We start from the raw sequence: 25395 nt of genomic DNA, 5'->3' as shown, positions 1-25395 counted from the left end.
GGCTCACACCCCGATCAGCTTCTGTCGTGGTTTGCCGCGACGGCGCGCGCCACCGCCTGCATCAGCTGCCAGCGCTCGGGGATCGACACCGTCGTGCTGCCGATCATCACCGCCACCGCATAGCTGGTGCCGTCCGGCGCGGTCATGATGCCGATGTCGTTGAAGCCGGTGGAGCGCGGCGGCAGGTCCTGCCCGGTGCCGGTCTTGTGGACATAATGCCAGCCCGGCGGCACCCCGCCCTTCACCCGCTGCGGCCCGGTCTTCGCCTGCCCCATGGTGGTGAGCAGCAACTGGGTGGAACCGGGCGAGAGCATCTGCCCCTGCTTCAGCTTGGCCAGCGCGGTGACGATGCTGGCCGGCGCCGCGCCATCGGGCGGGCTGGCGAGATAATTGTCCAGCGCCCGGTTGCGCGCCGACATCGGCAGCTTCGCGCGGGCGGCGTAGAAATTGCGGCCGATCGCATAATCCTGCCGCCATTCGAGGCCGGCGGTGGTCGATTGCAGCAGCCGCTCGCCGGGGCCGAAGCGGATATTGCTGATGAAGCGCCGCGCCAGGAAGCCGCGCACGACCTCCGGCCCGCCGACCGCGCGCAGCAAGGCATCGTTGGCGGTATTGTCGCTCTGCGTCATCGCGCGGTTGAGCAGGTCGCCATAGTTGGTGGTCCAGCCCGCATTGCCGACGAGCGCGGCGCTCGGCTGGTGGAACAGCGTCAGGTCGCGCGGGGTGATCGTCGTCGTGCTGGCCAGCGTCAGCTTGCCGCGATCGACCGTGTCGAGGAAGGTCATCGCCACCCACAGCTTCGACACGCTCTGCTGCGGGAACAGGTCATTGCCGTTATGCGCGACGACCCAGTCCGCGCCGACGCGCTTCACCGCGATGCCGACATGGCCGTTGAAGTTGCGCCCCAGCGAGGAGATGATGCTGACCAGCGCGGGCGAAGGCCGGGACCGGGGATCATAATCGGGAATGGCGACCGGCGGATTGGCCACCGGGCGCGCCGGGCCGACGGCGGTCGTCGCCTTTGGCGCGATGGCGACGGGGCGCGGCGTCGTGCTCGCGTCCCCCACGCAGGCGGCCAGCCCGCACATCAGCGCGATGGCCGCCATGCGAATGCGCCGCGCGCGCCCTCTGGTGGGGTCTGTGCGGACCAGCCGCACCGTCACCGATGATTGTTCTTTTGCCCGCATATCCTGTTCTGCAATGGTCGCTTTTTGCTTCCTTCACCCGCAAGTTTTTTGCGACGAGACGAGTCTCACGCCCGATATAAGGATGGCATGATCCCCTTACCAATTCGCTCTATCCTTATACGCTCATTCCCGGTTCACGCCCAGCCATGCAGAACGCCCCCGATGTCGATGCCCAGAGACCTTTCGCAGCTTGACCGGCGCACGCTGATCGCGGGGGCCGCCGCGGCCCTTGGCGGCTTGCTGCCCCTGCCCGCGCTCGCCGCCCCCTTTGCCTCGCGCCGCATCGCCGTGACGGTGCGCGGGCAGGGGCCGGACGTGATCCTGATCCCCGGCCTTGCCAGCGGCCCCGGCATCTGGAACGGCGCCGTCGCCGCCAGTCCGGGCTATCGCTATCATCTGGTCCAGGTACGCGGATTTGCCGGGCTGCCCGCCGACCTCAACCGCAGCGGCCCGCTGATCGGCCCGCTCACCGCAGAGATCGCGCGCTACATCGCCACCGGCGGCGTGCGCCGCCCGGCGATCGTCGGCCATTCCATGGGCGGCACGCTGGCGATGATGCTGGGGCTGCAGGGCGTGGCGGGCCGGATCATGGTGGTCGACATGCTGCCGGACGGCGCCGGCATGGTCGGGGGCACGGCCGGCGGCGTGGGCTATCTTGCCGGGCAGCTCTCGCAATGGTTCACCGGCACGAAGGCCGGACGGCAGATGTTGGCGGACATGCTCGCCAGCACCCCCGGCGCGCAGGGCAGCGACCCCGATGTCATCGCCAACGCGCTGGGCGAGCTGGCGCAGACGGATCTGGGGCCGCGCCTCCCCTCCCTCCGCATTCCGCTGCAGGTGGTCTATGCCCAGCCCGCCGATGCCGAATTGCGCAAGACGGCGACCCAGCGGTTCCAGGCAGCCTATGCGCATCTGAGGATGGCGCAGCTGCTGCCGATCGGGCCGAGCGGCCATGTGATCATGGAGGACCAGCCGGCGCGCTTCGCCGCCGCGCTCAGGAATTTTCTCAGGAGCGGATAAAAAATCGCGCTTTTGACCTGGGTCAATGGCCGGGCCGGCGCCTCCGGCTAGGCAGATGGGGCTGGTTGATCCCCGATCATCCACTCCTCCAACTTTACGGCGCGCCGCTTACCCGGCGCGCCTTTTTTTGCCGGCTCTCCTTTCAGGGCACCAGCACGGTGTCGATCGCCTCGGGCAGCATCTCTGGATAGTCGAGCGTATAGTGCAGCCCGCGGCTTTCCTTGCGGTGCAGCGCCGATCGCACGATCAGCCGCGCCACTTCCAGCAGGTTGCGCAGCTCGATCAGGTCGGGCGTCACGCGGAAATTGCCATAATATTCGTCCACCTCCTGCGCGAGCAGGTTGACGCGATGCTGCGCCCGTTCCAGCCGCTTGGTGGTGCGGACGATGCCCACATAATCCCACATGAAACGGCGGATTTCCTTCCAGTTATGCTGGACGATCACTTCCTCGTCGGAATCGGTGACGCGGCTTTCGTCCCATGGCCGGATGGCCGGCGGCGCGGGCATCTCGCCCCAGTGCGCGCGGATATGCTGGGCGGACGCCTCGCCGAAGACGAAGCATTCCAGCAGCGAGTTGGAGGCCAGGCGATTGGCGCCGTGCAGGCCGCTTTCCGTCACTTCGCCCGCCGCATAGAGGCCGGGCAGGTCGGTGCGGCCATCCAGGTCGATGACGACCCCGCCGCAGGTATAATGCTGCGCCGGCACCACCGGGACCGGCTCCTTGGTGATGTCGATGTCCAGATCGAGCAGCCGCGCATAGATGGTCGGGAAATGCTCCTTGATGAATTCCGGCGGCTTGTGGCTGATGTCGAGATGGACATAATCGAGGCCGAGCCGCTTGATCTCATGGTCGATGGCGCGCGCCACCACGTCGCGCGGGGCCAGTTCGCCGCGTGGGTCGAAACGGTCCATGAAGCGCTTGCCGCCGCCCGGCACCCCCGGCGGCAGCTTGAGCAGGCCGCCCTCGCCGCGCATCGCCTCGGTAATCAGGAAATTCTTGACCTCCAGATTGTAGAGGCAGGTCGGGTGGAACTGGTTCATCTCCATGTTGGAGACGCGGCAGCCCGCGCGCCAGGCCATGGCGATACCGTCACCGGTCGCCCCGCGCGGCGCGGTGGAGAAAAGATAGGTGCGCCCCGCCCCGCCCGTCGCCAGCACCGTCGCCCGGCCGACAAAGGCGTCGACATGCTTGGTCTTGCGGTTGAGCGCATAGGCACCCCAGACATGGCCGTCGCCCGAATATTTCTCGCCATGGCGCGAGGTGATGAGGTCGATGACGACCATGTCGGTGAACAGCGTGATATTGGGGTTGGCTTCCGCCGCCTTCACCAGCGCGCGCTGCACGGCGGCGCCGGTCGCATCGTCCACATGCACGATCCGGCGATGGCTGTGCCCGCCCTCGCGCGTCAGGTGCCAGCGCTCGCCGAAGCTCTCGCCGACATTGAACGGCACGCCCAGGCCCGCCAACCGCTCGATCGCGGCGGGCGCATTGCCGACGACGAACTCCACCGTCTCGCGATTGTTGAGGCCGGCGCCCGCGATCATCGTGTCTTCGACATGGCTTTCGAAACTGTCGCCCGCGTCCAGCACCGCGGCGATCCCGCCCTGCGCCCAGTTGGTGGAGCCGCCGTCCAGCGGCCCCTTGGCCAGCACGGCCACCTTCTTGTCCTGCGCCAGCGTGATCGCGGCGGAAAGCCCCGCTGCGCCGGAGCCGATGATGACGACGTCGAATTGGTGAAGGCCCATGGGATTCCGCTTCTTCCACCCCCCGGCAAAGGGAGGGAGGCATTATGGAGTGATCAGGCGACGGCGCGCGTCAGGTTGAGGAACACGTCTTCCAGATCCGGCTCGCGGGTGACGACATCGACGATGGACAGGCCGCGCGCCTGCACCGCGCTCAGCACTTCGCCGGCATTCGCCTTGTCCTTCATATAGGTGATGGTGAGCACGCGGCCGGCGGTCAGCTCCACCTTCTCGAACTTGGGATGCATCGGCGGTTCGTCCAGATCGGTATCGACCGTGACCTGCACGACCTTTTCCTGCGCCATGCCCACCAGTTCGCGAGTCGGCTTGTCCGCGATCACCTGGCCATGGTTGATGATGGCGATGCGGTCGCACAGCTCCTCGGCCTCTTCCAGATAATGCGTCGTCAGCACCACGGTCACGCCCTGGTCGTTCAGCTGCCGCACATAGGCCCATAGCTGCTGGCGCAGCTCCACGTCGACGCCGGCGGTCGGTTCGTCCAGCACCAGGATCGGCGGCGCATGCACCATCGCCTTGGCCACCAGCAGACGCCGCTTCATGCCGCCGGAGAGCGAGCGGGCATAGGCGTTCGCCTTGTCCTCCAGATGCACCGCGCGCAGCAGTTCGTCGGTCATCCGCAGATGTTTGGGCACGCCATAGAAACCGGCCTGGTTCTCCAGCGTCTCGCGCGGCGTGAAAAAGGGGTCGAAGACGATTTCCTGCGGCACGATGCCGATCGAATTCTTGGCGTTGCGCGGATTGACGTCGATATCGAAGCCCCAGATGCGCACGCTGCCCGACGTCTTGTTGACCATGCCGGACAGGATGTTGATCAGCGTCGACTTGCCCGCGCCATTGGGGCCGAGCAGGCCGAAAATCTGCCCGCGCGGCACGCTGAGCGTCACATTCGTCAGCGCCTGTTTGCCACCCTTGTAGAGCTTGCTCAGCCCTTCGATTGCGATGGCTGGCTGGCTGGGGTCGGTCTCTGTCATGGCGCCCTCATAGCGCGGCGGTTCTGCAGACGCAAAGACGACGACGGCATTTTGCAGAAGAAGGAAATGACCGGCGGCTACCCCGCCTTGCGCATCTGTTGCGTGCCCTGCTGCTGCCAGCGCGCGGGCGCCAGCGGATAGAGCCGTTCATTCTCCCGCATGATTCGCGCGGCGAGCGTTTCCATCATGGCCCTGGTTTCCTGACGGAACAGTCCCCATTCCCTGACGATGCGCTCATCGGTCCAGCGCGCCATATAATCGGTGAACCGCCCGGCCAGATCGCCCATTTCGCACTGGAAATCCAGCGCGACCCTGCGCGCCTCCGCGTCCGCCGCGCTGAGCATGTCGGGATAGAAATAGCCGTCCTCGACGGCGAGATGGGCAATCAGCGCCCGCGCCAGCTTCCAGCGCAGCGCGCCCACGGGGCGCGGCTTTTCCGAACCGTTCACCTGCTGCAGAAGCTCGACCGCTATGCCCGACAATGCGTCATGCTGCGCCCGCAATACCGAGATATCCATGCAGCCTGCTCCCGTCCTTCACCAGCGCGCCGACCTTGAACGGCTTTTCTTGCCGGACCGTTAAGAGCGTGTTCGAGAAAGCGCGGGGAGCGGGCTGGAACCGGCTTTCTCAAACACACTCCAAGACGATCAGCGCCATATTGCGGTGCAACCGGCACGATGATAGATGTCGTTGCGATGATGCAGCCTCCCGAAATCCTCCGAGTCCACGGCACCCGCGTTTCCTGCGACGGGTCGGGCGACATTCCCGCAGCCCTCGGCCATCCGCGCGTGTTCCTTGAGATCGACGAGCATGGCTATGTCGATTGTGGCTATTGCGACCGCCGCTTCGTGCTGGCCGGCGGCCCCGCCGACGGCGCCGACATGAGCGACAAGCCCGACATCGCATCGGGCGCCAGCCTGTAATTTTCGGCCTGTAATTTCCAGAAGGCCGCCTGTCATGGGCGACCATCCGTGAATTAGCTGTTGGTAGCAGGCGTGCCGCATCCTTATATGCAGGGCATGACCGATATCGCTTCCCAGTTCACCCCAAATGCCCATGGCGCCCGTGGCCTCCTCTATCGCCCCGGCCTGCTCGATCCCGATGGCGCACGCAGCCTCACCGCGCAGGCGCTCGCGCGCTGCGACGATGGCGAGCTTTACCTGCAATATCGCGCGTCGGAGAGCTTCGGTTTCGATGACGGGCGGCTGAAGACCGCCGATTATTCGACCGATGCGGGCTTCGGCCTGCGCGGCGTCTCCGGCGAGATGACCGGCTTTGCCCATGCCAACGACATCAGCGAGGCGGCGATTCGCCGGGCGGCCGAAACCCTGGCCCTGCTCGATCCGGCCAAGGCGCCCCCGGCCGCGCCGCCCGCGCGCACCAACCGCCATCTTTATACCGACGCCAATCCGATGGAGATCGTGCCCTTCGCCGAAAAGGTGACGCTGTGCGCCGCGATCGACGCCGCCGCCCGCGCCCGCGATCCGCGCGTCGCGCAGGTCTCCGTCAGCCTCTCGGGCAGCTGGTCGGTGATCGAGATCGTGCGCCCGGACGGCTTCACCGCCACCGACATCCGCCCGCTGGTGCGCCTCAACGTCTCCGTCATCATGGAGGAGAATGGCCGGCGCGAAAGCGGCACCTTCGGCATCGGCGGCCGCTATCTCTACGACGAGGTCATGGCGCCGCATGTGTGGAACCGCGCCATCGACGAGGCGCTGGCCCAGGCCCAGGTCAACCTGCGCTCCGTCGCCGCACCCGCTGGCGAGATGACCGTGCTGCTCGGCCCCGGCTGGCCCGGCGTGCTGGTGCATGAAGCCATCGGCCATGGCCTGGAGGGCGATTTCAACCGCAAGGGCACGTCGGCCTTCTCCGGCCGCATCGGCCAGCAGGTCGCCGCGCGCGGCGTGACCGTGGTGGACGACGGCGCCATCGCCAACCGCCGCGGATCGCTCAGCATAGACGATGAGGGCACGCCGACGCGCGAAACCGTGCTGATCGAGGACGGCATCCTTAAGGGCTATATGCAGGATCGCCTGAACGCCCGGCTGATGGGCGTCGAGCCCACCGGCAACGGCCGCCGCGAAAGCTATGCCCACGCCCCCATGCCGCGCATGACCAACACCTTCATCAAAGGCGGCAACGACGATCCCGCAGAGCTGCTCTCCCGCGTGAAGAAGGGCATCTACGCCAAGAGCTTCGGCGGCGGGCAGGTGGATATCGTGTCGGGCAAGTTCGTCTTCACCTGCACCGAAGCCTACAGGGTCGAGGATGGCAGGCTGGGCGAACCGATCAAGGGCGCGACCCTGATCGGCGACGGGCCCACCGCGCTCACGAAGGTTGTCGGCATCGGCAATGACTGGGCGTTGGACGAAGGCGTGGGCATGTGCGGCAAGGGCGGGCAGAGCGTGCCGGCCGGCGTCGGCCAGCCGACCCTGCTGATCGAAGGGCTGACGGTCGGCGGCACGGCGGCTGGCTGAGCGCGGCCGGCTGAGCAATGCTGAAACCGCCCAAGGGAACCTGAAACGGGGAGTCGCGTTTTTCCGACATGGTCGGCCCGGCAAAAGATCAGGATGAAGTGACAGCCCCCTGGGCTGGCGAAATTCTCGATTTCTGGTTCAAGGAACTGGGCGAAGAGCGCTGGTGGGCCAAGTCCGACCGTACGGACGCGATGTGCATGGACCGTTTCGGCGGCGTCTGGGACGAGTTGCGCCGCGCGCCGGCCGACACATTCCTGCAACGCGCGGACGAAGCGCTGGCCGCGGTGATCCTGTTCGACCAGATGCCGCGCAACATGTTCCGCCACCAGGCCAGGGCATTCGACACCGACCCGCTGGCGCGCGCCATCGCGCATGGCGCAGTGGCCAAGGGCTATGACGTGCAGATCGGCGGCGTGGGCCGCATGCTCTTGTACATGCCGTTGCAGCACAGCGAGCTGCTGGCGGATCAGGAACTGTCGCTGACCCTGTTCGAAGGCTTTGGCGATCCGCAGGCGCTGGATTTCGCCCGCAAGCATCACGACATCGTCAAGCGCTTCGGCCGCTTCCCCCATCGCGACGCCGCCCTCGGCCGCGCCACCGCCCCGGACGAGGTGGAAGCCGCCCGGATCGGCGCGCAATGGTAGGCACTGGCGCCCGCCACCGCGCATGCCGGATTATGCCTATTTTTTGAGCGATAGGCCGTCTCTGCACAAATTTTCGGCACCGAACCGGCCTCAGCCTCATAAAAATACCGCTTTAACCCTCGCTTAAGCTTTTGGCACGGGTCTTGCTATCCTTTCAGGTCGCACACCAGCAACAGGGGGCGACATGAAACTAGTCATGGCTATCATCAAGCCGTTCAAGCTTGACGATGTCCGCGAGGCACTGTCCTCGCTGGGGATCGCCGGCATGACGGTCAGCGAGGTGAAGGGCTTCGGACGCCAGAAGGGTCAGACCGAAATCTACCGCGGCGCTGAATATTCCACCAACATGGTTCCGAAGATCAAGATCGAGGTCGTTTGCGACGACGATCTGGCGCCCCGGGTCGTGGAAGCCGCGCAGCAGGCTGCCAACAGCGGCGCCATCGGCGACGGCAAGATCTTCGTTCTCGATGTCGGTCAGGCTGTACGCATCCGCACCGGCGAAACCGGCGAAACCGCGCTGTAAGAAGGGGGGAATGATGACGTTTTCCAAGAAACTCTGCGGCGTGATGGGGGCGGCGACACTTTCGCTCTTCACCGCTCTGCCCGCCTGGGCCGCAGCGCCCGCCGCCACTGTCGACAAGGGCGATACCGCCTGGATGATGACAGCCACCGTGTTGGTGCTCGCGATGATCCTGCCGGGCCTTGCCCTGTTCTATGGCGGCCTCGTCCGCACCAAGAACATGCTGTCAGTCATGACGCAGATCGGCGCCGTGGCATGCCTCGCCATGCTGATCTGGGTCATCTACGGCTATTCGATGGCGTTCGGCCCTGACTATACCAGCGGTCTCAGCAACATCATCTCCACCTTCGACAAGGCATTCCTGAAGGGCATCACGCCTGCATCGCAGGCCGCGACCTTCACAGCCGGTGTCGAAATCCCCGAATATGTGTTTGTCTGCTTCCAGATGACCTTTGCCGCGATCACCGTGGCGCTGGTGCTGGGTTCGGTGGTCGAACGCATCAAGTTCTCGGCCGTAATGGTGTTCGCCGCCGTCTGGCTCACCATCGTTTATTTCCCGATCGCGCACATGGTGTGGGCAGCCAGCGGCTATTTCTTCAAGCTTGGCGCGCTCGACTTCGCCGGCGGTACGGTGGTGCATATCAACGCGGGCGTTTCCGCGCTGGTGGCCTGCCTTATCCTTGGCAAGCGCATCGGCTATCCCAAGGAACCGATGGCACCCCATTCGCTGACGCTGACCGGCGTCGGCACCGGCCTGCTGTGGGTTGGTTGGTTCGGCTTCAATGCCGGCTCCGCTCTGGAAGCCAATGGCTCGGCTGCCCTTGCGATGATCAACACCTTCGTTGCCACCGCTTCGGCTGCCCTGTTCTGGATGCTTGCCGAAAAGCTGAATGGCCATAAGGGCTCCGCCCTGGGCTTCTGCTCGGGCATTATCGCCGGCCTCGTGGCGGTCACGCCGGCGGCGGGCAATTCCGGCCCGTTCGGCGCGATCGTCCTTGGCGGCGTCGCATCGATCATCTGCTTCTATGCCGTCACCGTCATCAAGCCCAAGCTCGGCTATGACGACTCGCTGGACGCCTTCGGCATCCACGGCATCGGCGGCATGATCGGCGCCATCGGCACCGCCGTCGTCTATGCCCCCAGCCTGGGCGGCCCCGGTGCCGCTGACTATGTAATCGGCGCAAAGCTGCTGGTGCAGATCGAGGCCGTCGTGGTCACGATCATCTGGGCCAGCGTCGGCACCGCCATCGCCATGTTCATCGCCAAGGCTGTCACCGGCCTGCGGGTGAGCCAGGAAGTCGAGCAGGAAGGCCTCGACCTCGGCGAGCATGGCGAGCGCGCTTACAACAACTAATTCGGCAGGGCGGGCCGCAAAGACACGGCCCGCCCGCCACAAGAGGTTCCTCCTGCGAACACGCCTGGGCCGACATGCAAATGTCGGCCCTATTTTTTTGGCTGTATGTTGAACTGCGGACTCGTTCCGGTTCCGGGTTGCCGGATGAGTCCATCCGGCGCGAAATCACTCTGCGGCAGCCACCGATCAGGGCCGGGCGATGAGCGCGCGGATGGCCGCCAATGCGGCTTCCGGCTCCGGCATGCCGACAAGATCACGGTCGATCGCATCGTCATCCGTTGCTCCCTTCAGGCTCAGCGACAGCCAACCGCGCTTGCCCTGTAGCGCGACGAGATCGACCGATCCGATGTCCCGTGCCGCAATCTCCCGATAGACACGCCCGGTTAACGGCGCGCGCCAGATGATCCGGCGATCCGTCACCATGACCTGCCCCAGCATGTCGTAGAGCCACGCCATGGCGACGACAGATGCGGCGGCCAGGATAGCGATGACGGTCGCCCCCAGGACGCCGAAGGCGACCAGTGTCCAGAACAGCGCCAGCGGCACGGACCGCGGCACATCCCAGATCGCCCAGAGCCACAACGCAAGCAGCAAGGCCGGGACGATGGCCATCATGGCGCACAATCCGCGCATTCCGTCGAAGGTGGCCAGCCCCGGCCGCCCTTGCCACAACGCCCGCTCACCCGGCGCCAGCGCTCCGGCCGGCAGCAAGCCCGGTGGCCGCTCGCAGGGAACACCCACCCTGTCCAGAATGGCGAGCACATGCCGCGCATCGTCTCCACCGATCAGGCAGGCACGCCGTGCCGGGCCTTCGGCGGCGAAAGAGAGCCGATACCAGATGAAGAAGGGGGACAGGGCAACGTCCGTCAATGACGCATGGGGCCAGACCACGACCGCCTGCCCCATATGGCAGATCAGCGCTTCATCCGTCAGGCGCCAGCGCATGGCCCGCAGCCTCACCATGGGAAGGATGATCGCGGTGACACTAAGCCCCAGCAACCCGGCCCAGATGGCCCGTGCGAGGGCGGGCGTCACCGGGAAAGCACCGTTCCCCGCCAGCCCCCTTAAGCGCAGGACATAATGGGCGTTCCATCCGCCCCAAAGGAAGAAGACCGCCCAGAACAGGGTGACGAATATCAAAATAGGCAGGCCGGATGCGAACGCCGCACCCAAGGGGGCGTGCCCTTCCCAGCGCGCCGGGGCCGCGGCGAGCCTTGCCGCCCTGTCGTCATCGCATGGCGGGCCGGGCCGATCCGGCACAGCCGACCCTCAATCCCCGCCGGCGAGCGCGTCCATGATCTGCCGTACCGGGCTCACATCATAGCCCGCCTGCGCGGCCTGCGCCGAAATCGCCTCCACATCGTCTCCCGCCCGCGCGCGGGTCAGCGCCCAAAGCAACGTGCTGCGCGTGCCGGAGCGGCAATAGGCCAGGATCTTGCCCTCGCCCGCCTGCTCCAGCGCCTGCGCCATGCCGTCCAGCTGCCAGGGCGCGAAGCCGGCATGGGTCACGGGCACGGCGACATAGGCCATGCCCGCCGCGCGCGCGGCCGCCTCGATCGCCTCGCCGGGCGTCTGGCCGGGCTCTTCACCCTCAGGGCGATTGTTGACGACCATCGTCACGCCCAGCGCCTTCGCCGCCTCGACATCGGCGAGCGAAATCTGCGGCGAAACCAGAATCTGGTCGGTGAGCGTGCGGAACATGGCCTTCTCCGTCTAAGCAATACACCGGCAAGGGTGCGTCAATCCGGCGGCCTTATCGATCAACGCTCCGCCGCGCGCAACCCGTGCGGGGGCCACTCAGCCATGATCGCGGATCACCTGCAGGAACGCCTCGCCCCAGGACTCCAGCTTGCGGGTGCCGACGCCGCTCACATTGCCCAGCGCCGCCATGCTGGCCGGCCGCCGCTCGGCCATTTCGCGCAGGGTGCTGTCGTGGAAGATCACATAGGGCGGCACGCCGGCCTCCTTCGCCAGATCGCGGCGGCAGGCGCGCAGAGCCTCGAACAGCGGATCGTCGACCGGATTGGCATCGGCACCGATCCCGCTCGCGCGCCGGGTGCGCTTCTCGCGGCGCGGCGGCAGGATCAGGCTGACGCTTTCCTCGCCGCGCAGGATCGGCCGCGCCTCCGGCCCCAGCGCCAAGCCGCCATGCTCCGTCAGCTCCAGCGCGTCGCGGACCAGCAGCGCCCGCTGGACAGGCCGCAGCAGCGCCGCATCCTCGCCACTGACGATGCCGAAGACGGACAGCCGATCATGCCCGCGCTGCGTCACCTTGTCATTGGCGGCGCCCGTCAGCACCGCCTCCACATGGCCGGCGCCAAAGCTCTGCCCGGTGCGATAGACGGCGGAGAGATATTTGCGCGCCACCTCCGTCGCGTCGACCCCGGCGGGGGGATTGAGGCAGTTGTCGCAATTGCCGCAGGTCGCCGCCGGCTGCTCGCCGAAATGCCGCAGCAGCACGGCGCGTCGGCACCCGGCCGTCTCCACCAGCCCGCCGAGCGCCGCGATCCGCGTCCGCTCGCCCTGCTGGCGCGCCGCCTCGATCTCGCCGATGCGCTGGCGGGCACGGGCGAAGTCCTCCGCGCCCCAGAACAGCGTTGCCCGCGCCGGCTCGCCATCGCGCCCGGCCCGGCCGCTTTCCTGATAATAGCCCTCGATGGATTTGGGCAGCCCGGCATGGGCGACGAAGCGCACGTCCGGCTTGTCGATGCCCATGCCGAAGGCGACGGTCGCCACCATCACCATGTCTTCGCTGGCGATGAAGGCGGCCTGATTGGCGCGCCGCACGCCAGGGTCGAGCCCGGCATGATAGGCGCGCACCGCGCGTCCACCCATGCCGAGCGTGGCGGCGATCTTCTCGGTCGCGGCGCGGGTCTGTGCATAGACGATGCCGGGGCCGGGCTCCGCCGCGACGATATCCTGCAGCTGCCGGGTCAACCCGTCGCGCGGCCTGATCGTGTAGCGGATATTGGGCCGGTCGAAGCCGGAGATGACAAGGCCATCGTCCGGTATGCCGAGCTGGCGCAGGATGTCGGCGCGGGTATGCGCATCGGCCGTGGCGGTGAGCGCCAGGCGAGGCACATCGGCAAACTCGTCCAGCAGCGGGCGGAGCAGGCGATAGTCGGGGCGGAAATCATGCCCCCATTCGCTGACGCAATGCGCTTCGTCGATGGCGAACAGGGTGATGCGGGCGGAGCGCAGCAGCGCCAGGAAGCCCTCGTTCGTCGCCCGTTCCGGCGCGACATAGAGCAGGTCGAGGTCGCCGCCGCGCAGCCGGTCCTGCGTCTCGCGCCAGTCCGCGTCCACCGATGTCAGGCTCGCCGCGCGGATGCCCACCGCCTGCGCCGCGCGCAACTGGTCATGCATCAGCGCGATCAGCGGCGAGACGACGACGCAGCATCCGTCCAGCGCCACCGCTGGCAGCTGATAGCAGAGCGACTTGCCCGCGCCCGTGGGCATGATCGCAAGGGTCGGCTGCCCGGCCAGCACGCGCTCCACCACCTGCGCCTGCACCCCGCGAAAGGCGGAGAAGCCGAAGATATCGTGCAGCAGGGTCAGGGGATCACGGGACATGGTGCCTTCCCCCTAGAGCATTCCGAAGTCGGCTGGAACAGCTGGCAGCGCGCAGAATGCGGAAAATAAAAGACAATCGGAGCGGTTCCATCGCGCATGAAACCCCTGCGCAACAGCGCGATCCGAGCCCGATCAGGCGAAGAGACCGGCAAGCAGATAGAACAGCGCCCCGATCGCGGCGGCGGCGGGCAGGGTCACGACCCAGGCGACGATGATGCTGGAGGCGACGTTCCAGCGCACGGCCGACAGGCGCCGCGATGCGCCCACGCCCACGATCGCGCCGGTGATCGTATGGGTGGTCGACACCGGCACGCCCAGATGCGTCGCCATGAACAGGGTGATCGCGCCGCCGGTCTCCGCGCAGAACCCCTGGGCGGGGGTCAGCCGGGTGATCTTCGACCCCATGGTATGCACGATCTTCCAGCCACCCAGCAGCGTGCCCATGCCCATCGCCGCCTGACAGGAAAGCACGACCCACAGCGGCACATGGAAGCCGCCATGGAGCAGCCCCTGCGAATACAGCAGCACCGCGATGATCCCCATCGTCTTCTGCGCGTCATTGCCGCCATGGCCGAGGGAATAGAGCGAGGCGGAGGCGAGTTGCAGCTTGCGGAACCATGTGTCGGCGCGCTGCGGCGTGAAACCGCGGAACAGCCACGAAATAACCAGCACCAGGAACAGCGCCAGCACAAGGCCAAGGGCGGGCGACAGCACGATGGCCGCGCTGGTCTTGAACACGCCGCTCCATACGATGGACGACAGCCCCGCCTTGGCCGTGCCCGCGCCCAGCAGCCCGCCGATCAGCGCATGGCTGCTGCTCGACGGGATGCCGAGCACCCAGGTGATGATGTTCCAGCTGATCGCCCCCATCAGCGCGCCGAAGATCACCTGCGCGGTGATGATGTCCGCCTGCACGATGCCCTTGCCCACGGTTTCGGCGACATGCAGCCCGAAGAAGAGGAAGGCGATGAAATTGAAGAAGGCCGCCCATGCCACCGCATATTGCGGCTTGAGGACGCGGGTGGAAACGATGGTGGCGATCGAGTTGGCGGCATCGTGCAGGCCGTTCAGGAAATCGAACAGCAGGGCGATGCCGATCAGCGCGACCAGCAGCGGAAAGGCGATATGGGCGTCCATCGATCTGCGCCGGTTCAGGCGTGGTCGATCACGAGACCCTGGATCTCGTTTGCGACATCCTCGAAGCGGTCCGTCACCTTCTCCAGATGACTGTAGATTTCCCGGCCGACGATGAAGTCCATGGGATTGCCGGTGCGCGCCTGCTCATACAGCGCGCGCAGGCCCTGTTCGTGCAGCTCGTCCGCATGGCCTTCCAGCTTCACCAGCCGCTCGGTCAGGTCGTGCAGGCGCGACGCGTTGATGTTGAGCGAGCGCAGCAGCGGCATGGTTTCCGCCGTGATGCGCGCAGCCTCTACGATCAGGGCGCTCATGTCCTGCATCTGCGGGGGAAATTCCGTGACCCGATAGATCGCCACGGCCTTTGCCGTCTGGTTCATCTGGTCGATCGCATCGTCCATCACCCCGATCAGGCCGGTGATGGCGCTGCGGTCGAACGGCGTCACGAAGATGCGGCGGACATCGTGCAGTACCGCGCGGATGACGTCGTCCGCCTCATGCTCGCGGTCGGCGATTTCCTTGATATGCATGGCCATGTCCGGCCCGCCCTTCAGCAGCCGGGCCAGCGCGTCGGCGCCGGCGACCAGCGTCGTGGCGTGATCCTCGAACTGTTCGAAAAAGCGACCCTGCTTGGGCATGAGAGCCTGGAACCAGCGCAGCATCGGTATCTTTTCTCCTGATCGTTCGCGCAGCCATATAATCATCCGAAAGAAGCGACTTGGCGCCTTTGGTGGCTTGCGAAAAGCGGCAATGATGGATTTGAGGTCGGGCTCGACAACGGCGTCCGCCGCCTCCGGCACCGAAAACCAGCGCAGGTCGCGTTCCCCGCGTTCGGGCCATTCGGGCAATTGCCCGATCACCGCCAGCGGGAAGACATCGACCTTGGCGGAACGCGACGAACCGTCGCTGCGATATTTGAGATAGCGATAGCGCCCGAGCTTTGCGGGGCAGGCAATGCCGTGGATGCCCGCCTCCTCGAACGCTTCCAGCTCCGCCGCACGATGCCCCGCCATGCCGGAAATCCGGTTGCCCTTGGGGATCACCCAGCGCCCGGTGCCGCGCGACGTGATCAGCAATATCTGCATATGGCCGTCGGCGGTCATGGTATAGGGCAAGGCGGCAATCTGGCGGATGCTATTCACTCCTTCCCGCCGCCATTAGCTATGTGACAGAAAAATGACAAAGCAAATGCTGTCGGGCCAGCGCGCGCGCCATACCCATCATCGTGCCCATCATAGCGCCTTTGCCGAAACGCGCCCTCCGGTCTTTCCGAATCAGGCGACGATCGCCACGCCCTCTTCCTCGGCCGTCTCGACCTCCGCGCTGCGTTCCGCCGCCTGCCGCGCCCACATGGTGGCGTAGAGGCCGCCCGCCGTCACCAGCTGCGCATGGGTGCCGCGTTCCACGACGCGCCCCGCCTCCAGCACGACGATCTCGTCCGCCTCCACCACCGTCGACAGGCGATGCGCGACGATGACGGTCGTGCGCCGGCGGGATATTTCGCCCAGCACCTGCTGGATCGCCGCCTCGGTGCGGCTGTCGAGCGCGCTGGTCGCTTCGTCCAGGATCAGGATCGGCGGGTCTTTCAGCAGGGTGCGGGCAATCGCCACCCGCTGCTTTTCGCCGCCCGACAGCTTGAGCCCGCGTTCGCCCACCCGCGTGTCATAGCCCTGCGGCAGGGAGACGATGAAATCATGGATCGCCGCGCCCCGCGCCGCCGCCTCGATCTCCGCCCGGCCCGCGCCTTCGCGGCCATAGGCGATGTTGTAGCCGATAGTGTCGTTGAAGAGCACCATGTCCTGCGGCACGATGCCGATGGCCGCGCGCAGGCTGTCCTGCGTCACCGCCTTTACATCCTGCCCGTCGATGGCGATCCGCCCGCCGCTCGCGTCATAGAAGCGGAAGAGCAGCCGGGCGATGGTGGACTTGCCCGCGCCCGAAGGCCCGACGATCGCCAGGGTGCGGCCGGACGGGATCGTGAAACTGACATCGTGCAGGATCGCGCGCTCTGGATCGTAGCTGAAGTCGACATGGTCGAAACGCACCTCGCCCGCTTCGACATGCAGCGCGGGCGCGCCGGGCACGTCGACGATCTCGGCGGGCGCGTCGATCAGCTCGAACATCGCCTCCATGTCGATCAAACCCTGCCGGATCGTGCGATAGACCATGCCGAGCAGGTCGAGCGGACGGAACAGCTGGGACAGCAGCGTGTTCACCAGCACGACATCGCCTGTGGTGAATATCCCCCGCGACCAGCCCCAGACGGTATAGGCCATCGCCCCGCCCATCATCAGGTTGGTGATGAACGATTGGCCGATGTTGAGCAGGGCAAGGCTGTTTTCGGACTTCACCGCCGCAACGGCATAGCTGCGCATGGCCGAGCCGTAACGTTTGGCCTCGCGCTTCTCCGCGCCGAAATATTTGACCGTCTCGAAATTCAGCAGGCTGTCGACGGCATGGGCGACGGCGCCGGTGTCGAGGTCCACCATGTCGCGGCGCAGCTGGTTGCGCCATTCCGTCACCTGCCGCGTATAGGCGATGTAGAGCACCACCATCACCAGCGTCGCCGCCACCAGCCCCGGGCCGAAGGCGAACTGGAAATAGATGCAGACCGCGAGCAGCTCCAGGATGGTCGGCGCGATGTTGAACAGCAGGAAATAGAGCATCGTGTCGATGCTCTTCGTGCCGCGCTCCACGATCTTGGTGACGGCACCGGTACGACGATTGAGGTGGAAGCGCAGCGACAGGCGGTGGAGATGCGCGAACATATGTTCGGCCAGCCGCCGGGTCGCCTCCTGCCCCACCCGCTCGAACACGATGTTGCGCAGATTGTCGAACACCACGCTGCCGAAGCGCGCCAGCGCATAGGTCGCGACCAGCGCCATGGCGAGCCCGACCGCCGGCTGCATGCCCGGCACCATCCGGTCGATCGCCGCCTTATAGGCAAAGGGCATGGCGAAGGACGTCGCCTTGGCCACGACCACCAGCAGCATCGCCAACACCACCCGGCGGCGCAGCGACGGCGCGTCGGCGGGCCACAGATAGGGCAGGAAACGCCGCATCGTCGCCCACATGGGCGGCGTGGCGCGGGTGACGGGCGATGGCTGATCTGGCGGCATGATCTGCGCATGTAGGGTGCGAGCGGGGGAAAGCCAACTCGCCGGCGCGCGATCCGTGCCCGCGCCAATCGGTTTACGCCCCCGGCACGACCTGTTAGGCGCGGCGATGGGCAAGAGCACCGGAGGCATGATCTGCGAATCGCGGTGGTGGATGAAAGCGCGGCACGCGCCGCAGTGATCGAGGAGGGCCTGCGCGAAGCGGGCTTTTCCGACATTGCCGTGCTGGTGGAGCGTGCCGGCCTGGCGCGGCGGCTGCACGAGCTTGCGCCCGACGTCGTGCTCATCAACCTGGAAAATCCCGGCCGCGACGTGCTGGAGGAGAGCTTTGCCCTTTCCCGCGCGCTGGCGCGGCCGATCGCGATGTTCGTGGACCAGAGCGACGACCGGTCGATCGCCGAAGCCGTGGATGCAGGCATTTCCGCCTATATCGTGGACGGCATGCGCAAGGAGCGGATCAAGCCGATCCTGGAACTGGCCGTCCGCCGCTTCAACGCCTTTGCACGCCTGCAGACCGAACTGCATGAAGCGCAGTCGGCGCTGGCGGAGCGGCGCGCGGTAGATCGCGCCAAGCTGGTGCTGATGAAGCGGCGCGGGCTGGACGAAGCGGCGGCCTATGCGCTGCTGCGCAAGCAGGCGATGGACAGCGGCCGGCGGCTGGTCGACGTCGCCGATGCGCTGATAACGGCGCAAGCGCTGCTGGGAGGAGATCAATGAGCGTGTTCCGCATCGGTTTCCTGCCGCTGGTCGACGCCGTGCTGCCCATCGTGGCCCATGAATTCGGCCTCGCCGCCAAAGAGGGCGTCGCGATCGACCTGCATCGCGACCGCACCTGGGCGGCGGTGCGCGACCGGCTGTCCTATGGCCAGACGGACGCCGCGCATCTGCTGGCGCCGCTCGCCATCGCGACGTCGCTGGGGCTGAACCGGCCAGCCGTGCCGCTGGGCGCGCCGTTCATGCTGGGGCTCAACGGCAACACCATCACCGTTTCCACCCGGCTTGCCGCCCGGCTCGAAGTCAACGGCATCGGCGAGGTCGCCGACATCGGGCGCCGGCTGGCCCTGCTGGCGCAGGCCGAGGCGGCGGGCGGGCAGAAGCTGCGCTTCGCGGTCGTCCATCGCTATTCCAGCCATAATTACATGCTGCGCTACTGGCTGGCAGCATCGGGCTGCGACCCCGACCGCGATGTCGAGATCGTCGTCGTGCCGCCGCCCGCCGTCGCGCAGGCCTTTGCCGATGGCGAGATCGATGCCTCCTGCGTGGGCGAGCCGTGGAACAGCGCGGCGGTGGAACAGGGCAATGGCGTCATCATCGCATCGACCAGCGCCATCTGGAACCGGGGCGTGGAAAAGCTGCTCGCCTTCCGCAGCAGCATCCTGGACGAGCGGCGGGCGGAGGTGGAAGCGCTGATCCGCGCGCTGCACGCCGCCGGCAAGGTCGCGACCGATCCGGCGCAGCGGGAGGCGGTGACGGCGCTGCTGTCGCGCGACGACTATATCGGCCAGCCGGCGGCGCTGATCGGTCGGGCGCTGTCGGGCCAGCTGGTGCCCGCACAGGGCGCGCCGGCGCAGAACGTGCCGGACTTTCTGGTGCTCCATCGCGAGGCCGCGAACTTCCCGTGGCGCAGCCAGTCCATGTGGCTTTATTCGCAGATGGCGCGCTGGGGCCATGCCCCTGCGACCGAACAGGGATTCCGGGACGCGGCCAATGTGTTCCGCCCGGATATCTACCGATCGGCGCTGGCCGGCACGGACGCGATCATGCCCGGCGCCAGCGCCAAGGTGGAGGGCGCGATCGCCACGCCGCTGGGCGCGGGCAGCCATAGCGGCCGACTCGTGATGGGGCCGGATCGCTTCTTTGACGGCCGCCTGTTCGACCCTGACCTGGCGCTTGCCTATCTGGCGCAGACAACACCCTGAAATCCCGCCATTTCTTCCGCAGGGCAAATGTGCTGCACCGCCGCAAAATTGCGCTTGCCACTTGCCTGCAAGAATGTCATTTTGATGACCATCAAGGCAATGATGTTTTGATGACATAATCGGTCCGGTTCAACGAAGAACCCGACCGACGCTGGCTTCGATTGACGCCAGACAGGCAATGACGCCGCCCGAACCGATCATGACGATCGATGTTCGTGGCGGCTTTTTCGTGTTCGAAAGGATCGCAGCGTGTCGCAACGGATGGTCGGACGGAAGGATGGAAAGGCGGGGCCGCTGGCCGCTGCTGCGCCCCGTCGCCGCCCCATGCCCGCGGATACGCCCATCATTCTTCGCCGGCCGTCACGCCCGCTTCCCCCTGCGTCCCTGGACGTATGCGATGCGCGCGGCCTCCTCATACAACCCGCGCTCTTTCACTGGGGGTATCCATGAACAAGGGATTCTGGTCCGCCGGCCATCGGCCGACGCTTTTCGCCGCCTTTCTGTATTTCGACCTCGCCTTCATGGTGTGGGTGCTGCTTGGCCCGCTGGCGCCCAGCATCTCCGCCGATCTTGGCCTGAATGCCGCGCAAAAGGGCTTCATGGTGGCCGTGCCGACGCTGGCCGGCGCGGTGCTGCGGCTGGTGAACGGCCTGCTGGTCGATCGCATCGGCCCCAAGCTGACCGGCGCCATCGGCCAGATCATCGTGATCGCGGGCCTTGCCACCGCATGGATGGCCGGGGTCCACAGCTTTGCCGCGACGATCGCGCTGGGCGTGGTGCTGGGCTTTGCCGGGGCGAGCTTCGCGGTCGCGCTGCCGCTCGCCAGCCGCTGGTATCCCGCCGAGCATCAGGGGACCGCGCTGGGCATTGCCGGCATGGGCAATTCGGGCACGGTGCTTGCTTCCCTGTTCGCGCCGCTGCTCGCCAAGGCGTTCGGCTGGAACGCGGTGCTGGGCCTGGCGGTGATCCCGCTCGCCATCGTCTTCGTCATCTACATGGCGCTGGCCAAGGATGCGCCCAACCCGCCCGCGCCCAGGAGCTTCGCCTCCTACCTCGCCGTGCTCAACAAGGCGGACGCCTGGTGGTTCATGCTGTTCTACAGCGTCACCTTCGGCGGCTTCGTCGGCCTTGCCGCCTCGCTCAGCATCTACTTCACCGACCAGTTCGGCCTGACCCCGGTGGTCGCGGGCTATTGCACCGCCGCCTGCGTCTTTGCCGGATCGCTCGTCCGCCCCATGGGCGGCGCGCTGGCCGACCGGATCGGCGGCACCAAGACGCTGATGGGCGTCTATCTGGTGGCCGCCGCCGCGCTGGTCGCGATCAGCACCGGCCCCACCACGGTCGCCATGGCGCTCGCCCTGTTCGTGCTCGCCATGCTGGCGCTGGGGTGCGGCAATGGCGCGGTGTTCCAGCTGGTGCCGCAGCGCTTCAAGGAAGAGATCGGCGTGATGACCGGCCTGGTCGGCTTTGCCGGCGGCGTCGGCGGCTTCTATCTCGCCTCGTCGCTGGGCCTTGCCAAGCAGTGGACGGGCAGCCCGCAATATGGCTTCCTGATCTTCGCCGGGCTGGCGCTGATCGCCTTCGCCAGCATCGCCGGGGTCAAGACCCGCTGGCGCGCCACCTGGTCGACGGCGCTGGAAGGCGCGCGAATCTGATGCGCGCCCTCCCCCTCCTGCTCGCAACCGGGGTGGCGCTGGCCGCCACCCCCGCCGCCGCCCAGACCATCACGCTCAAACCCATTGTCGACGCGCGCCTGCGCTATGAAGGCGTCGACCAGGACGGCATCGCCCGGAATGCCGACGCGCTGACCGCCCGTATCCGCAGCGGCATCGAGGCGACGAGCGGCCCCTGGGCCTTCCTCGCCGAAGCGCAGGCGACGCTGGCGATCAGCGAGAACTATAACAGCACCGTCAACGGCAAGACGCTGTATCCGACCGTCCCCGATCCAGAGAATATCGCGCTCAGCCGCATCCAGCTGCAATATAAGGGGCTGCCCAGGACGGTCGTCACGCTCGGCCGCCAGCGCATCAATCTGGACGACCAGCGCTTCGTCGGCAGCGTCGCATGGCGTCAGAACGAGCAGACGTTCGACGCGGTGCGCGTGGAAAGCGCCGCGCTCGGCCCGCTCAGCGTCGACCTGACCTATAGCTGGTCGGACCGCACGATCTTCGGCATCGACAGCCCGATCCAGGCGATCGGCGGCGACAATCTGTTTGCGGGCGTCGGCCTGAAGCTCGGCCCGATCAGCGCCAAGGGCTTTGCCTATCTGGTCGATCAGGACATATCGACCCGCCGCCAGTTCTCCAGCCAGACCTATGGCCTGCGCGCCGTCGGCACCTTTCCGTTGGGCAAGGGCGCGAAGCTGTCCGTGACCGGCAGCTATGCCCGCCAGTCGGACTATGCCGGCAACCCGAACGACTATGCCGCCGACTATTATCTGGGCGAGGCCGCGCTGGCGGCAAAGGGGCTGACGCTCACCGGCGGCTATGAAGTGCTGGGCGCATCCACGGGCGCGGCCAACAGCAGCTTCCAGACGCCGCTCGCCACGCTGCACAAGTTTCAGGGCTGGGCCGACAAATTCCTGGTGACGCCGGCCAACGGCATTCGCGACCTTTATGCAAGCGCGGGCTACGCCCTGCCCAAGACGCCGGCCGGCCCCGTCAGCCTGCTCGTCGCCTGGCACCGGTTCGACAGCGACCGGCTGTCGATCGACTATGGCCATGAATGGGATGCGCAGGTCGGGTTCAAGCCCGCCAGGCACGTCGCCCTGCTCGTCAAGTTCGCCGATTATCAGGCGGACCGCTTCGCCACCGACACGCAGAAGCTCTGGCTTCAGCTCGACTATACGCTCTGAAGGAGACAGATACGATGTCCCCCAGCATCACCAACATCGTCCAGCGCGAACATCTGGTCGTCATCGGCAACGGCATGGCCGGCTGCCGCGCGGTCGAGGAAATCCTGGCGCGCGATCCCCATCGGTTCAAGGTCACGATCTTCGGCGCCGAACCGCATGTGAACTATAACCGCATCATGCTCTCGCCGGTGCTGGCGGGGGAAAAGACGTTCGATGAAATCGTCATCAACGACCGCAGCTGGTATGCCGACCATGGCATAGAGCTGATCGTCAGCGATCCCGTTGTCGCCATCGACAGGGACGCAAGGACGGTTACTGCCCGCTCGGGTCGCACCACGGGCTATGACCGGCTGCTGATCGCCACCGGGTCCGACCCCTTCATCATCCCGGTGCCGGGGCATGACCTGCCCGGCGTCATCAGCTTTCGCGACATGCACGATGTCGACACCATGGTTCACGCGGCCGCCCTGGGGGGGGATGCCGTGGTGATCGGCGGTGGCCTTCTTGGCCTGGAGGCGGCCCATGGGCTGTCCTTGCGGGGCATGAAAGTCACCGTCATTCACCTGATGGATACGCTGATGGAGCGGCAGCTGGACGAAAGCGCCGGCTGGCTGCTCAAGACCGCCCTGGAAGCGCGGGGTCAGACGATCCTGACCGGCGCCAACACGGCGGAAGTTTATGGAGAGGGCAAGGTCGAGGGTGTCCGCCTGAAAGATGGTAGAGACATCCCGGCCAGCCTGGTCATCATGTCGGCGGGCATCCGCCCCAATGTCGCGCTGGGCCGCGCGGCGGGGCTGGAGGTGAACCGCGCGATCATCGTCGACGATCATATGGTGACGTCAGACCCGGCCATCATGGCGGTGGGCGAATGCGTGGAGCATGACGGCAATGTCTACGGCCTTGTCGCGCCGATCTGGGACATGTGCCGCAGCCTGGCCGACGCGCTGGTCGCGCAGCCTTCGGGCTATCGCGGGTCCGTGACCTCGACCAAGCTCAAGGTCGCCGGGCTGGACGTGTTTTCCGCCGGCGATTTCTCGGGCGGCAACGGCTGCGAGGACATCGTGCTGCGCGATGCGGCACGCGGCGTCTACAAGCGGGTGATCGTGAAGGACGACCGGGTGATCGGCGCCGTCCTCTATGGCGATACCGCCGACGGCAGCTGGTATTTCGACCTGCTCAAGAAAGGCGAGGATATTTCCGATGTCCGCGACGCCCTGATCTTCGGCCAGGCCTTCGCCTCCGGAGGGGGGCAGGCGGACCCTAGGGCGGCCGTTGCGGCACTTTCCGACGATGCGGAAATCTGCGGCTGCAACGGCGTCAGCAAGGGCAAGGTCGTTTCCTGCATCGAAGGCGGCGCGACGACGCTGGACGCGGTGCGTGCAGGCTGCAAGGCATCGGCCAGCTGTGGTTCCTGCACGGGGCTTGTCGAAAGCCTCCTCGCGCTCACCATGGGCGACGATTATGCCGGCGAGCGCGCGACGAAGACGATGTGCAAATGCACCAGCTTCGGCCATGACGAGGTGCGCGCGCTGATCCTGGAGAAGGGCCTGAAGGAAATTCCGCAGGTGATGCAGGAACTGCACTGGGCGACGCCCGATGGCTGTTCCTCCTGCCGCCCGGCGCTCAATTACTATCTGCTGTGCGCATGGCCCGGCGATTATGTCGACGACCAGCAGAGCCGCTTCGTCAACGAGCGGATGCACGCCAATATCCAGAAGGACGGCACCTATTCGGTCGTGCCGCGCATGTGGGGCGGGCTCACCAACCCCAAGGAGCTGCGCGCCATCGCCGACGTGGTGGAAAAGTTCAACGCGCCGATGGTGAAGGTGACGGGCGGCCAGCGCCTCGACATCTTCGGCATCAGGAAGGAAGACCTGCCCGCCGTCTGGGCGGACCTCAACGCCGCCGGCATGGTTTCGGGCCATGCCTATGGCAAGGCGCTGCGCACGGTGAAGACCTGCGTCGGCAGCGAATGGTGCCGCTTCGGCACGCAGGATTCGACCGGCCTTGGCGTCAAGCTGGAGCGGAAATTCTGGGGATCGTGGATGCCCCACAAGTTCAAGATGGCGGTCAGCGGCTGCCCCCGCAACTGCGCGGAGGCGACGATCAAGGATTTCGGCGTGATCTGCGTCGACAGCGGTTATGAACTGCATGTCGGTGGCAATGGCGGCATCCACCTGCGCGGCACGGAGCTGCTGTGCAAGGTGACGACGGAGGGGGAGGCGATCCACATGGCCGCCGCCTTCGTCCAGCTCTACCGCGAGGAAGCCCGCTATCTGGAGCGCACCGCGCCATGGATCGAGCGCGTCGGCCTTGCCTCTGTGCAGCGCCGCATCATCGACGACATCGAAGGCCGCGACGCGTTGGCCGCCCGCTTCTGGCACGCCCAGAGCTTTTCGCAGGACGACCCCTGGGCCGAACGCGCCGAGGGTGCCGCCGCCGAACTGCACCAGCCCCTTGCCCAGATCCGTCCGCTTGCAGGAGTGCTCGCATGACCATCGACAGCCTCACCGCCCCGTCCCTCACTGCCCAGTGGCTCGACGTCGGCCCGCTGACCGACATTCCCCGGCGCGGCGCGCGCACGGTCTCCGTCGCGGGGGGCGAGGATATCGCCATATTCCGCACCAGCGCCGACCGGGTCTATGCCCTCGTCAACAGCTGCCCCCACAAGAAGGGGCCGCTCAGCCAGGGCATCGTCCATGGCAATGCCGTCGCCTGCCCGCTGCACAACTGGGTCATCAACCTGGAGGATGGCGAGGCGCAGGGGCCGGACAAGGGCTGCACGCCCACCATCCCGGTGAAGATCAGCTCCGGCCATGTCCTCATCTGCCGCGAAACGGCGATGCGGCTAGCGGCCTGAA

General features: G+C 66.5%; 22 protein-coding genes. 12 read left to right on the top strand and 10 right to left on the bottom strand.

The genetic code is table 11. The features are described from left to right. Positions 1-14: 14 nt before the first annotated feature. Complete coding sequence (locus tag WFP78_RS01435) at positions 15-1106, bottom strand: serine hydrolase (protein WP_419722889.1); 1092 nt, start codon at positions 1104-1106, stop codon at positions 15-17. Between the two features lie 243 nt (positions 1107-1349). Here WFP78_RS01435 and WFP78_RS01430 point away from each other — a divergent pair, with 243 nt between their 5' ends. Continuing rightward, positions 1350-2207 (top strand): alpha/beta fold hydrolase, encoded by an 858-nt coding sequence (locus WFP78_RS01430; protein WP_336957977.1) that lies wholly within the window; start codon positions 1350-1352, stop codon positions 2205-2207. 142 nt (positions 2208-2349) lie between these two features. On the opposite strand, the gene nadB is transcribed toward WFP78_RS01430, so the two are convergent. The 3 genes from nadB to WFP78_RS01415 form a co-directional block, all read right to left on the bottom strand. Beyond that, positions 2350-3954 carry an L-aspartate oxidase gene (gene nadB, locus WFP78_RS01425; RefSeq protein WP_336957976.1) on the bottom strand — a complete coding sequence of 535 codons (1605 nt, stop codon included), beginning with the start codon at positions 3952-3954 and terminating at the stop codon, positions 2350-2352. A 53-nt stretch (positions 3955-4007) separates the two neighbouring features. Next, complete coding sequence (locus tag WFP78_RS01420; protein WP_336957975.1) at positions 4008-4943, bottom strand: ABC transporter ATP-binding protein; 936 nt, start codon at positions 4941-4943, stop codon at positions 4008-4010. A gap of 77 nt (positions 4944-5020) precedes the next feature. Then, on the bottom strand, positions 5021-5461 hold the full coding sequence (locus WFP78_RS01415; RefSeq protein WP_336957974.1) for a hemerythrin domain-containing protein: 441 nt from the start codon (positions 5459-5461) through the stop codon (positions 5021-5023). A 177-nt stretch (positions 5462-5638) separates the two neighbouring features. On the opposite strand from WFP78_RS01415, the gene WFP78_RS01410 reads away from it, so the two are divergent. The 5 genes from WFP78_RS01410 to WFP78_RS01390 all read left to right on the top strand — a co-directional run bounded on the left by WFP78_RS01410 (position 5639) and on the right by WFP78_RS01390 (position 9938). Then, on the top strand, positions 5639-5866 hold the full coding sequence (locus WFP78_RS01410) for a zinc-finger domain-containing protein (RefSeq protein ID WP_336957973.1): 228 nt from the start codon (positions 5639-5641) through the stop codon (positions 5864-5866). 96 nt (positions 5867-5962) lie between these two features. Next, positions 5963-7420, top strand: a complete 1458-nt coding sequence (tldD, locus tag WFP78_RS01405) for a metalloprotease TldD (RefSeq protein ID WP_336957972.1) — start codon at positions 5963-5965, stop codon at positions 7418-7420. Between the two features lie 68 nt (positions 7421-7488). After that, on the top strand, positions 7489-8064 hold the full coding sequence (locus WFP78_RS01400; protein WP_336957971.1) for a DUF924 family protein: 576 nt from the start codon (positions 7489-7491) through the stop codon (positions 8062-8064). Between the two features lie 184 nt (positions 8065-8248). Beyond that, complete coding sequence (locus WFP78_RS01395) at positions 8249-8587, top strand: P-II family nitrogen regulator (RefSeq protein WP_070154342.1); 339 nt, start codon at positions 8249-8251, stop codon at positions 8585-8587. Between the two features lie 13 nt (positions 8588-8600). Next, on the top strand, positions 8601-9938 hold the full coding sequence (locus WFP78_RS01390; RefSeq protein ID WP_336957970.1) for an ammonium transporter: 1338 nt from the start codon (positions 8601-8603) through the stop codon (positions 9936-9938). Between the two features lie 186 nt (positions 9939-10124). On the opposite strand, the gene WFP78_RS01385 is transcribed toward WFP78_RS01390, so the two are convergent. From WFP78_RS01385 to WFP78_RS01360, 6 genes are all read right to left on the bottom strand, one after another. After that, positions 10125-11078, bottom strand: coding sequence for a hypothetical protein (locus WFP78_RS01385; RefSeq protein ID WP_336957969.1), 954 nt, complete (start codon positions 11076-11078; stop codon positions 10125-10127). 129 nt (positions 11079-11207) lie between these two features. After that, positions 11208-11639, bottom strand: a complete 432-nt coding sequence (locus WFP78_RS01380) for a protein tyrosine phosphatase family protein (RefSeq protein WP_336957968.1) — start codon at positions 11637-11639, stop codon at positions 11208-11210. A 96-nt stretch (positions 11640-11735) separates the two neighbouring features. Further along, positions 11736-13511: a DNA helicase RecQ gene (gene recQ / locus WFP78_RS01375; protein WP_336957967.1), complete on the bottom strand. Its 1776-nt coding sequence runs from the start codon at positions 13509-13511 to the stop codon at positions 11736-11738. Between the two features lie 132 nt (positions 13512-13643). Beyond that, complete coding sequence (locus WFP78_RS01370) at positions 13644-14648, bottom strand: inorganic phosphate transporter (protein WP_336957966.1); 1005 nt, start codon at positions 14646-14648, stop codon at positions 13644-13646. A 14-nt stretch (positions 14649-14662) separates the two neighbouring features. After that, positions 14663-15778: a DUF47 family protein gene (locus WFP78_RS01365; RefSeq protein WP_336958212.1), complete on the bottom strand. Its 1116-nt coding sequence runs from the start codon at positions 15776-15778 to the stop codon at positions 14663-14665. A gap of 141 nt (positions 15779-15919) precedes the next feature. After that, the gene (locus WFP78_RS01360; RefSeq protein WP_336957964.1) at positions 15920-17764 is read right to left on the bottom strand and encodes an ABCB family ABC transporter ATP-binding protein/permease; all 1845 of its coding nucleotides are present in this window, start codon (positions 17762-17764) and stop codon (positions 15920-15922) included. 132 nt (positions 17765-17896) lie between these two features. Between WFP78_RS01360 and WFP78_RS01355 the strand changes: the two genes are divergently transcribed. The 6 genes from WFP78_RS01355 (at position 17897) to nirD (ending at position 25394) form a co-directional block, all read left to right on the top strand. Then, positions 17897-18478: an ANTAR domain-containing response regulator gene (locus WFP78_RS01355; RefSeq protein WP_336958210.1), complete on the top strand. Its 582-nt coding sequence runs from the start codon at positions 17897-17899 to the stop codon at positions 18476-18478. Next, the gene (locus tag WFP78_RS01350) at positions 18475-19680 is read left to right on the top strand and encodes an ABC transporter substrate-binding protein (RefSeq protein WP_336957963.1); all 1206 of its coding nucleotides are present in this window, start codon (positions 18475-18477) and stop codon (positions 19678-19680) included. Before WFP78_RS01355 ends, WFP78_RS01350 begins: the two co-directional genes overlap by 4 nt. Positions 19681-20126: 446 nt before the next feature. Then, on the top strand, positions 20127-21335 hold the full coding sequence (locus WFP78_RS01345) for a nitrate/nitrite transporter (RefSeq protein WP_336957962.1): 1209 nt from the start codon (positions 20127-20129) through the stop codon (positions 21333-21335). Next, on the top strand, positions 21335-22534 hold the full coding sequence (locus WFP78_RS01340) for an alginate export family protein (protein WP_336957961.1): 1200 nt from the start codon (positions 21335-21337) through the stop codon (positions 22532-22534). Before WFP78_RS01345 ends, WFP78_RS01340 begins: the two co-directional genes overlap by 1 nt. A gap of 14 nt (positions 22535-22548) precedes the next feature. Then, positions 22549-25029 (top strand): nitrite reductase large subunit NirB, encoded by a 2481-nt coding sequence (gene nirB / locus WFP78_RS01335; RefSeq protein WP_336957960.1) that lies wholly within the window; start codon positions 22549-22551, stop codon positions 25027-25029. Further along, positions 25026-25394 (top strand): nitrite reductase small subunit NirD, encoded by a 369-nt coding sequence (gene nirD / locus WFP78_RS01330; protein ID WP_336957959.1) that lies wholly within the window; start codon positions 25026-25028, stop codon positions 25392-25394. Before nirB ends, nirD begins: the two co-directional genes overlap by 4 nt. The last annotated feature ends 1 nt before the right edge of the window (position 25395 follow it).

It is taken from the genome of Sphingobium aquiterrae (assembly GCF_037154135.1).
In the GTDB taxonomy this organism is placed as follows: Bacteria; Pseudomonadota; Alphaproteobacteria; order Sphingomonadales; family Sphingomonadaceae; genus Sphingobium; species Sphingobium aquiterrae.
Note: the sequence above shows the minus strand (reverse complement) of the source record. Positions and strands in the feature narration are given on the sequence as shown.

Coding starts and splice junctions, on each gene's coding strand:
- WFP78_RS01360 (WP_336957964.1), bottom strand. CDS start 17,764: ATGCCGCCAGATCAGCCATCGCCCGTCACCCGCGCCACGCCGCCCATG.
- WFP78_RS01415 (WP_336957974.1), bottom strand. CDS start 5,461: ATGGATATCTCGGTATTGCGGGCGCAGCATGACGCATTGTCGGGCATA.
- recQ (WP_336957967.1), bottom strand. CDS start 13,511: ATGTCCCGTGATCCCCTGACCCTGCTGCACGATATCTTCGGCTTCTCC.
- tldD (WP_336957972.1), top strand. CDS start 5,963: ATGACCGATATCGCTTCCCAGTTCACCCCAAATGCCCATGGCGCCCGT.
- WFP78_RS01435 (WP_419722889.1), bottom strand. CDS start 1,106: ATGGCGGCCATCGCGCTGATGTGCGGGCTGGCCGCCTGCGTGGGGGAC.
- WFP78_RS01370 (WP_336957966.1), bottom strand. CDS start 14,648: ATGGACGCCCATATCGCCTTTCCGCTGCTGGTCGCGCTGATCGGCATC.
- nirB (WP_336957960.1), top strand. CDS start 22,549: ATGTCCCCCAGCATCACCAACATCGTCCAGCGCGAACATCTGGTCGTC.
- WFP78_RS01350 (WP_336957963.1), top strand. CDS start 18,475: ATGAGCGTGTTCCGCATCGGTTTCCTGCCGCTGGTCGACGCCGTGCTG.
- nirD (WP_336957959.1), top strand. CDS start 25,026: ATGACCATCGACAGCCTCACCGCCCCGTCCCTCACTGCCCAGTGGCTC.
- nadB (WP_336957976.1), bottom strand. CDS start 3,954: ATGGGCCTTCACCAATTCGACGTCGTCATCATCGGCTCCGGCGCAGCG.
- WFP78_RS01410 (WP_336957973.1), top strand. CDS start 5,639: ATGATGCAGCCTCCCGAAATCCTCCGAGTCCACGGCACCCGCGTTTCC.
- WFP78_RS01430 (WP_336957977.1), top strand. CDS start 1,350: ATGTCGATGCCCAGAGACCTTTCGCAGCTTGACCGGCGCACGCTGATC.
- WFP78_RS01380 (WP_336957968.1), bottom strand. CDS start 11,639: ATGTTCCGCACGCTCACCGACCAGATTCTGGTTTCGCCGCAGATTTCG.
- WFP78_RS01340 (WP_336957961.1), top strand. CDS start 21,335: ATGCGCGCCCTCCCCCTCCTGCTCGCAACCGGGGTGGCGCTGGCCGCC.
- WFP78_RS01390 (WP_336957970.1), top strand. CDS start 8,601: ATGACGTTTTCCAAGAAACTCTGCGGCGTGATGGGGGCGGCGACACTT.
- WFP78_RS01395 (WP_070154342.1), top strand. CDS start 8,249: ATGAAACTAGTCATGGCTATCATCAAGCCGTTCAAGCTTGACGATGTC.
- WFP78_RS01400 (WP_336957971.1), top strand. CDS start 7,489: ATGGTCGGCCCGGCAAAAGATCAGGATGAAGTGACAGCCCCCTGGGCT.
- WFP78_RS01420 (WP_336957975.1), bottom strand. CDS start 4,943: ATGACAGAGACCGACCCCAGCCAGCCAGCCATCGCAATCGAAGGGCTG.
- WFP78_RS01345 (WP_336957962.1), top strand. CDS start 20,127: ATGAACAAGGGATTCTGGTCCGCCGGCCATCGGCCGACGCTTTTCGCC.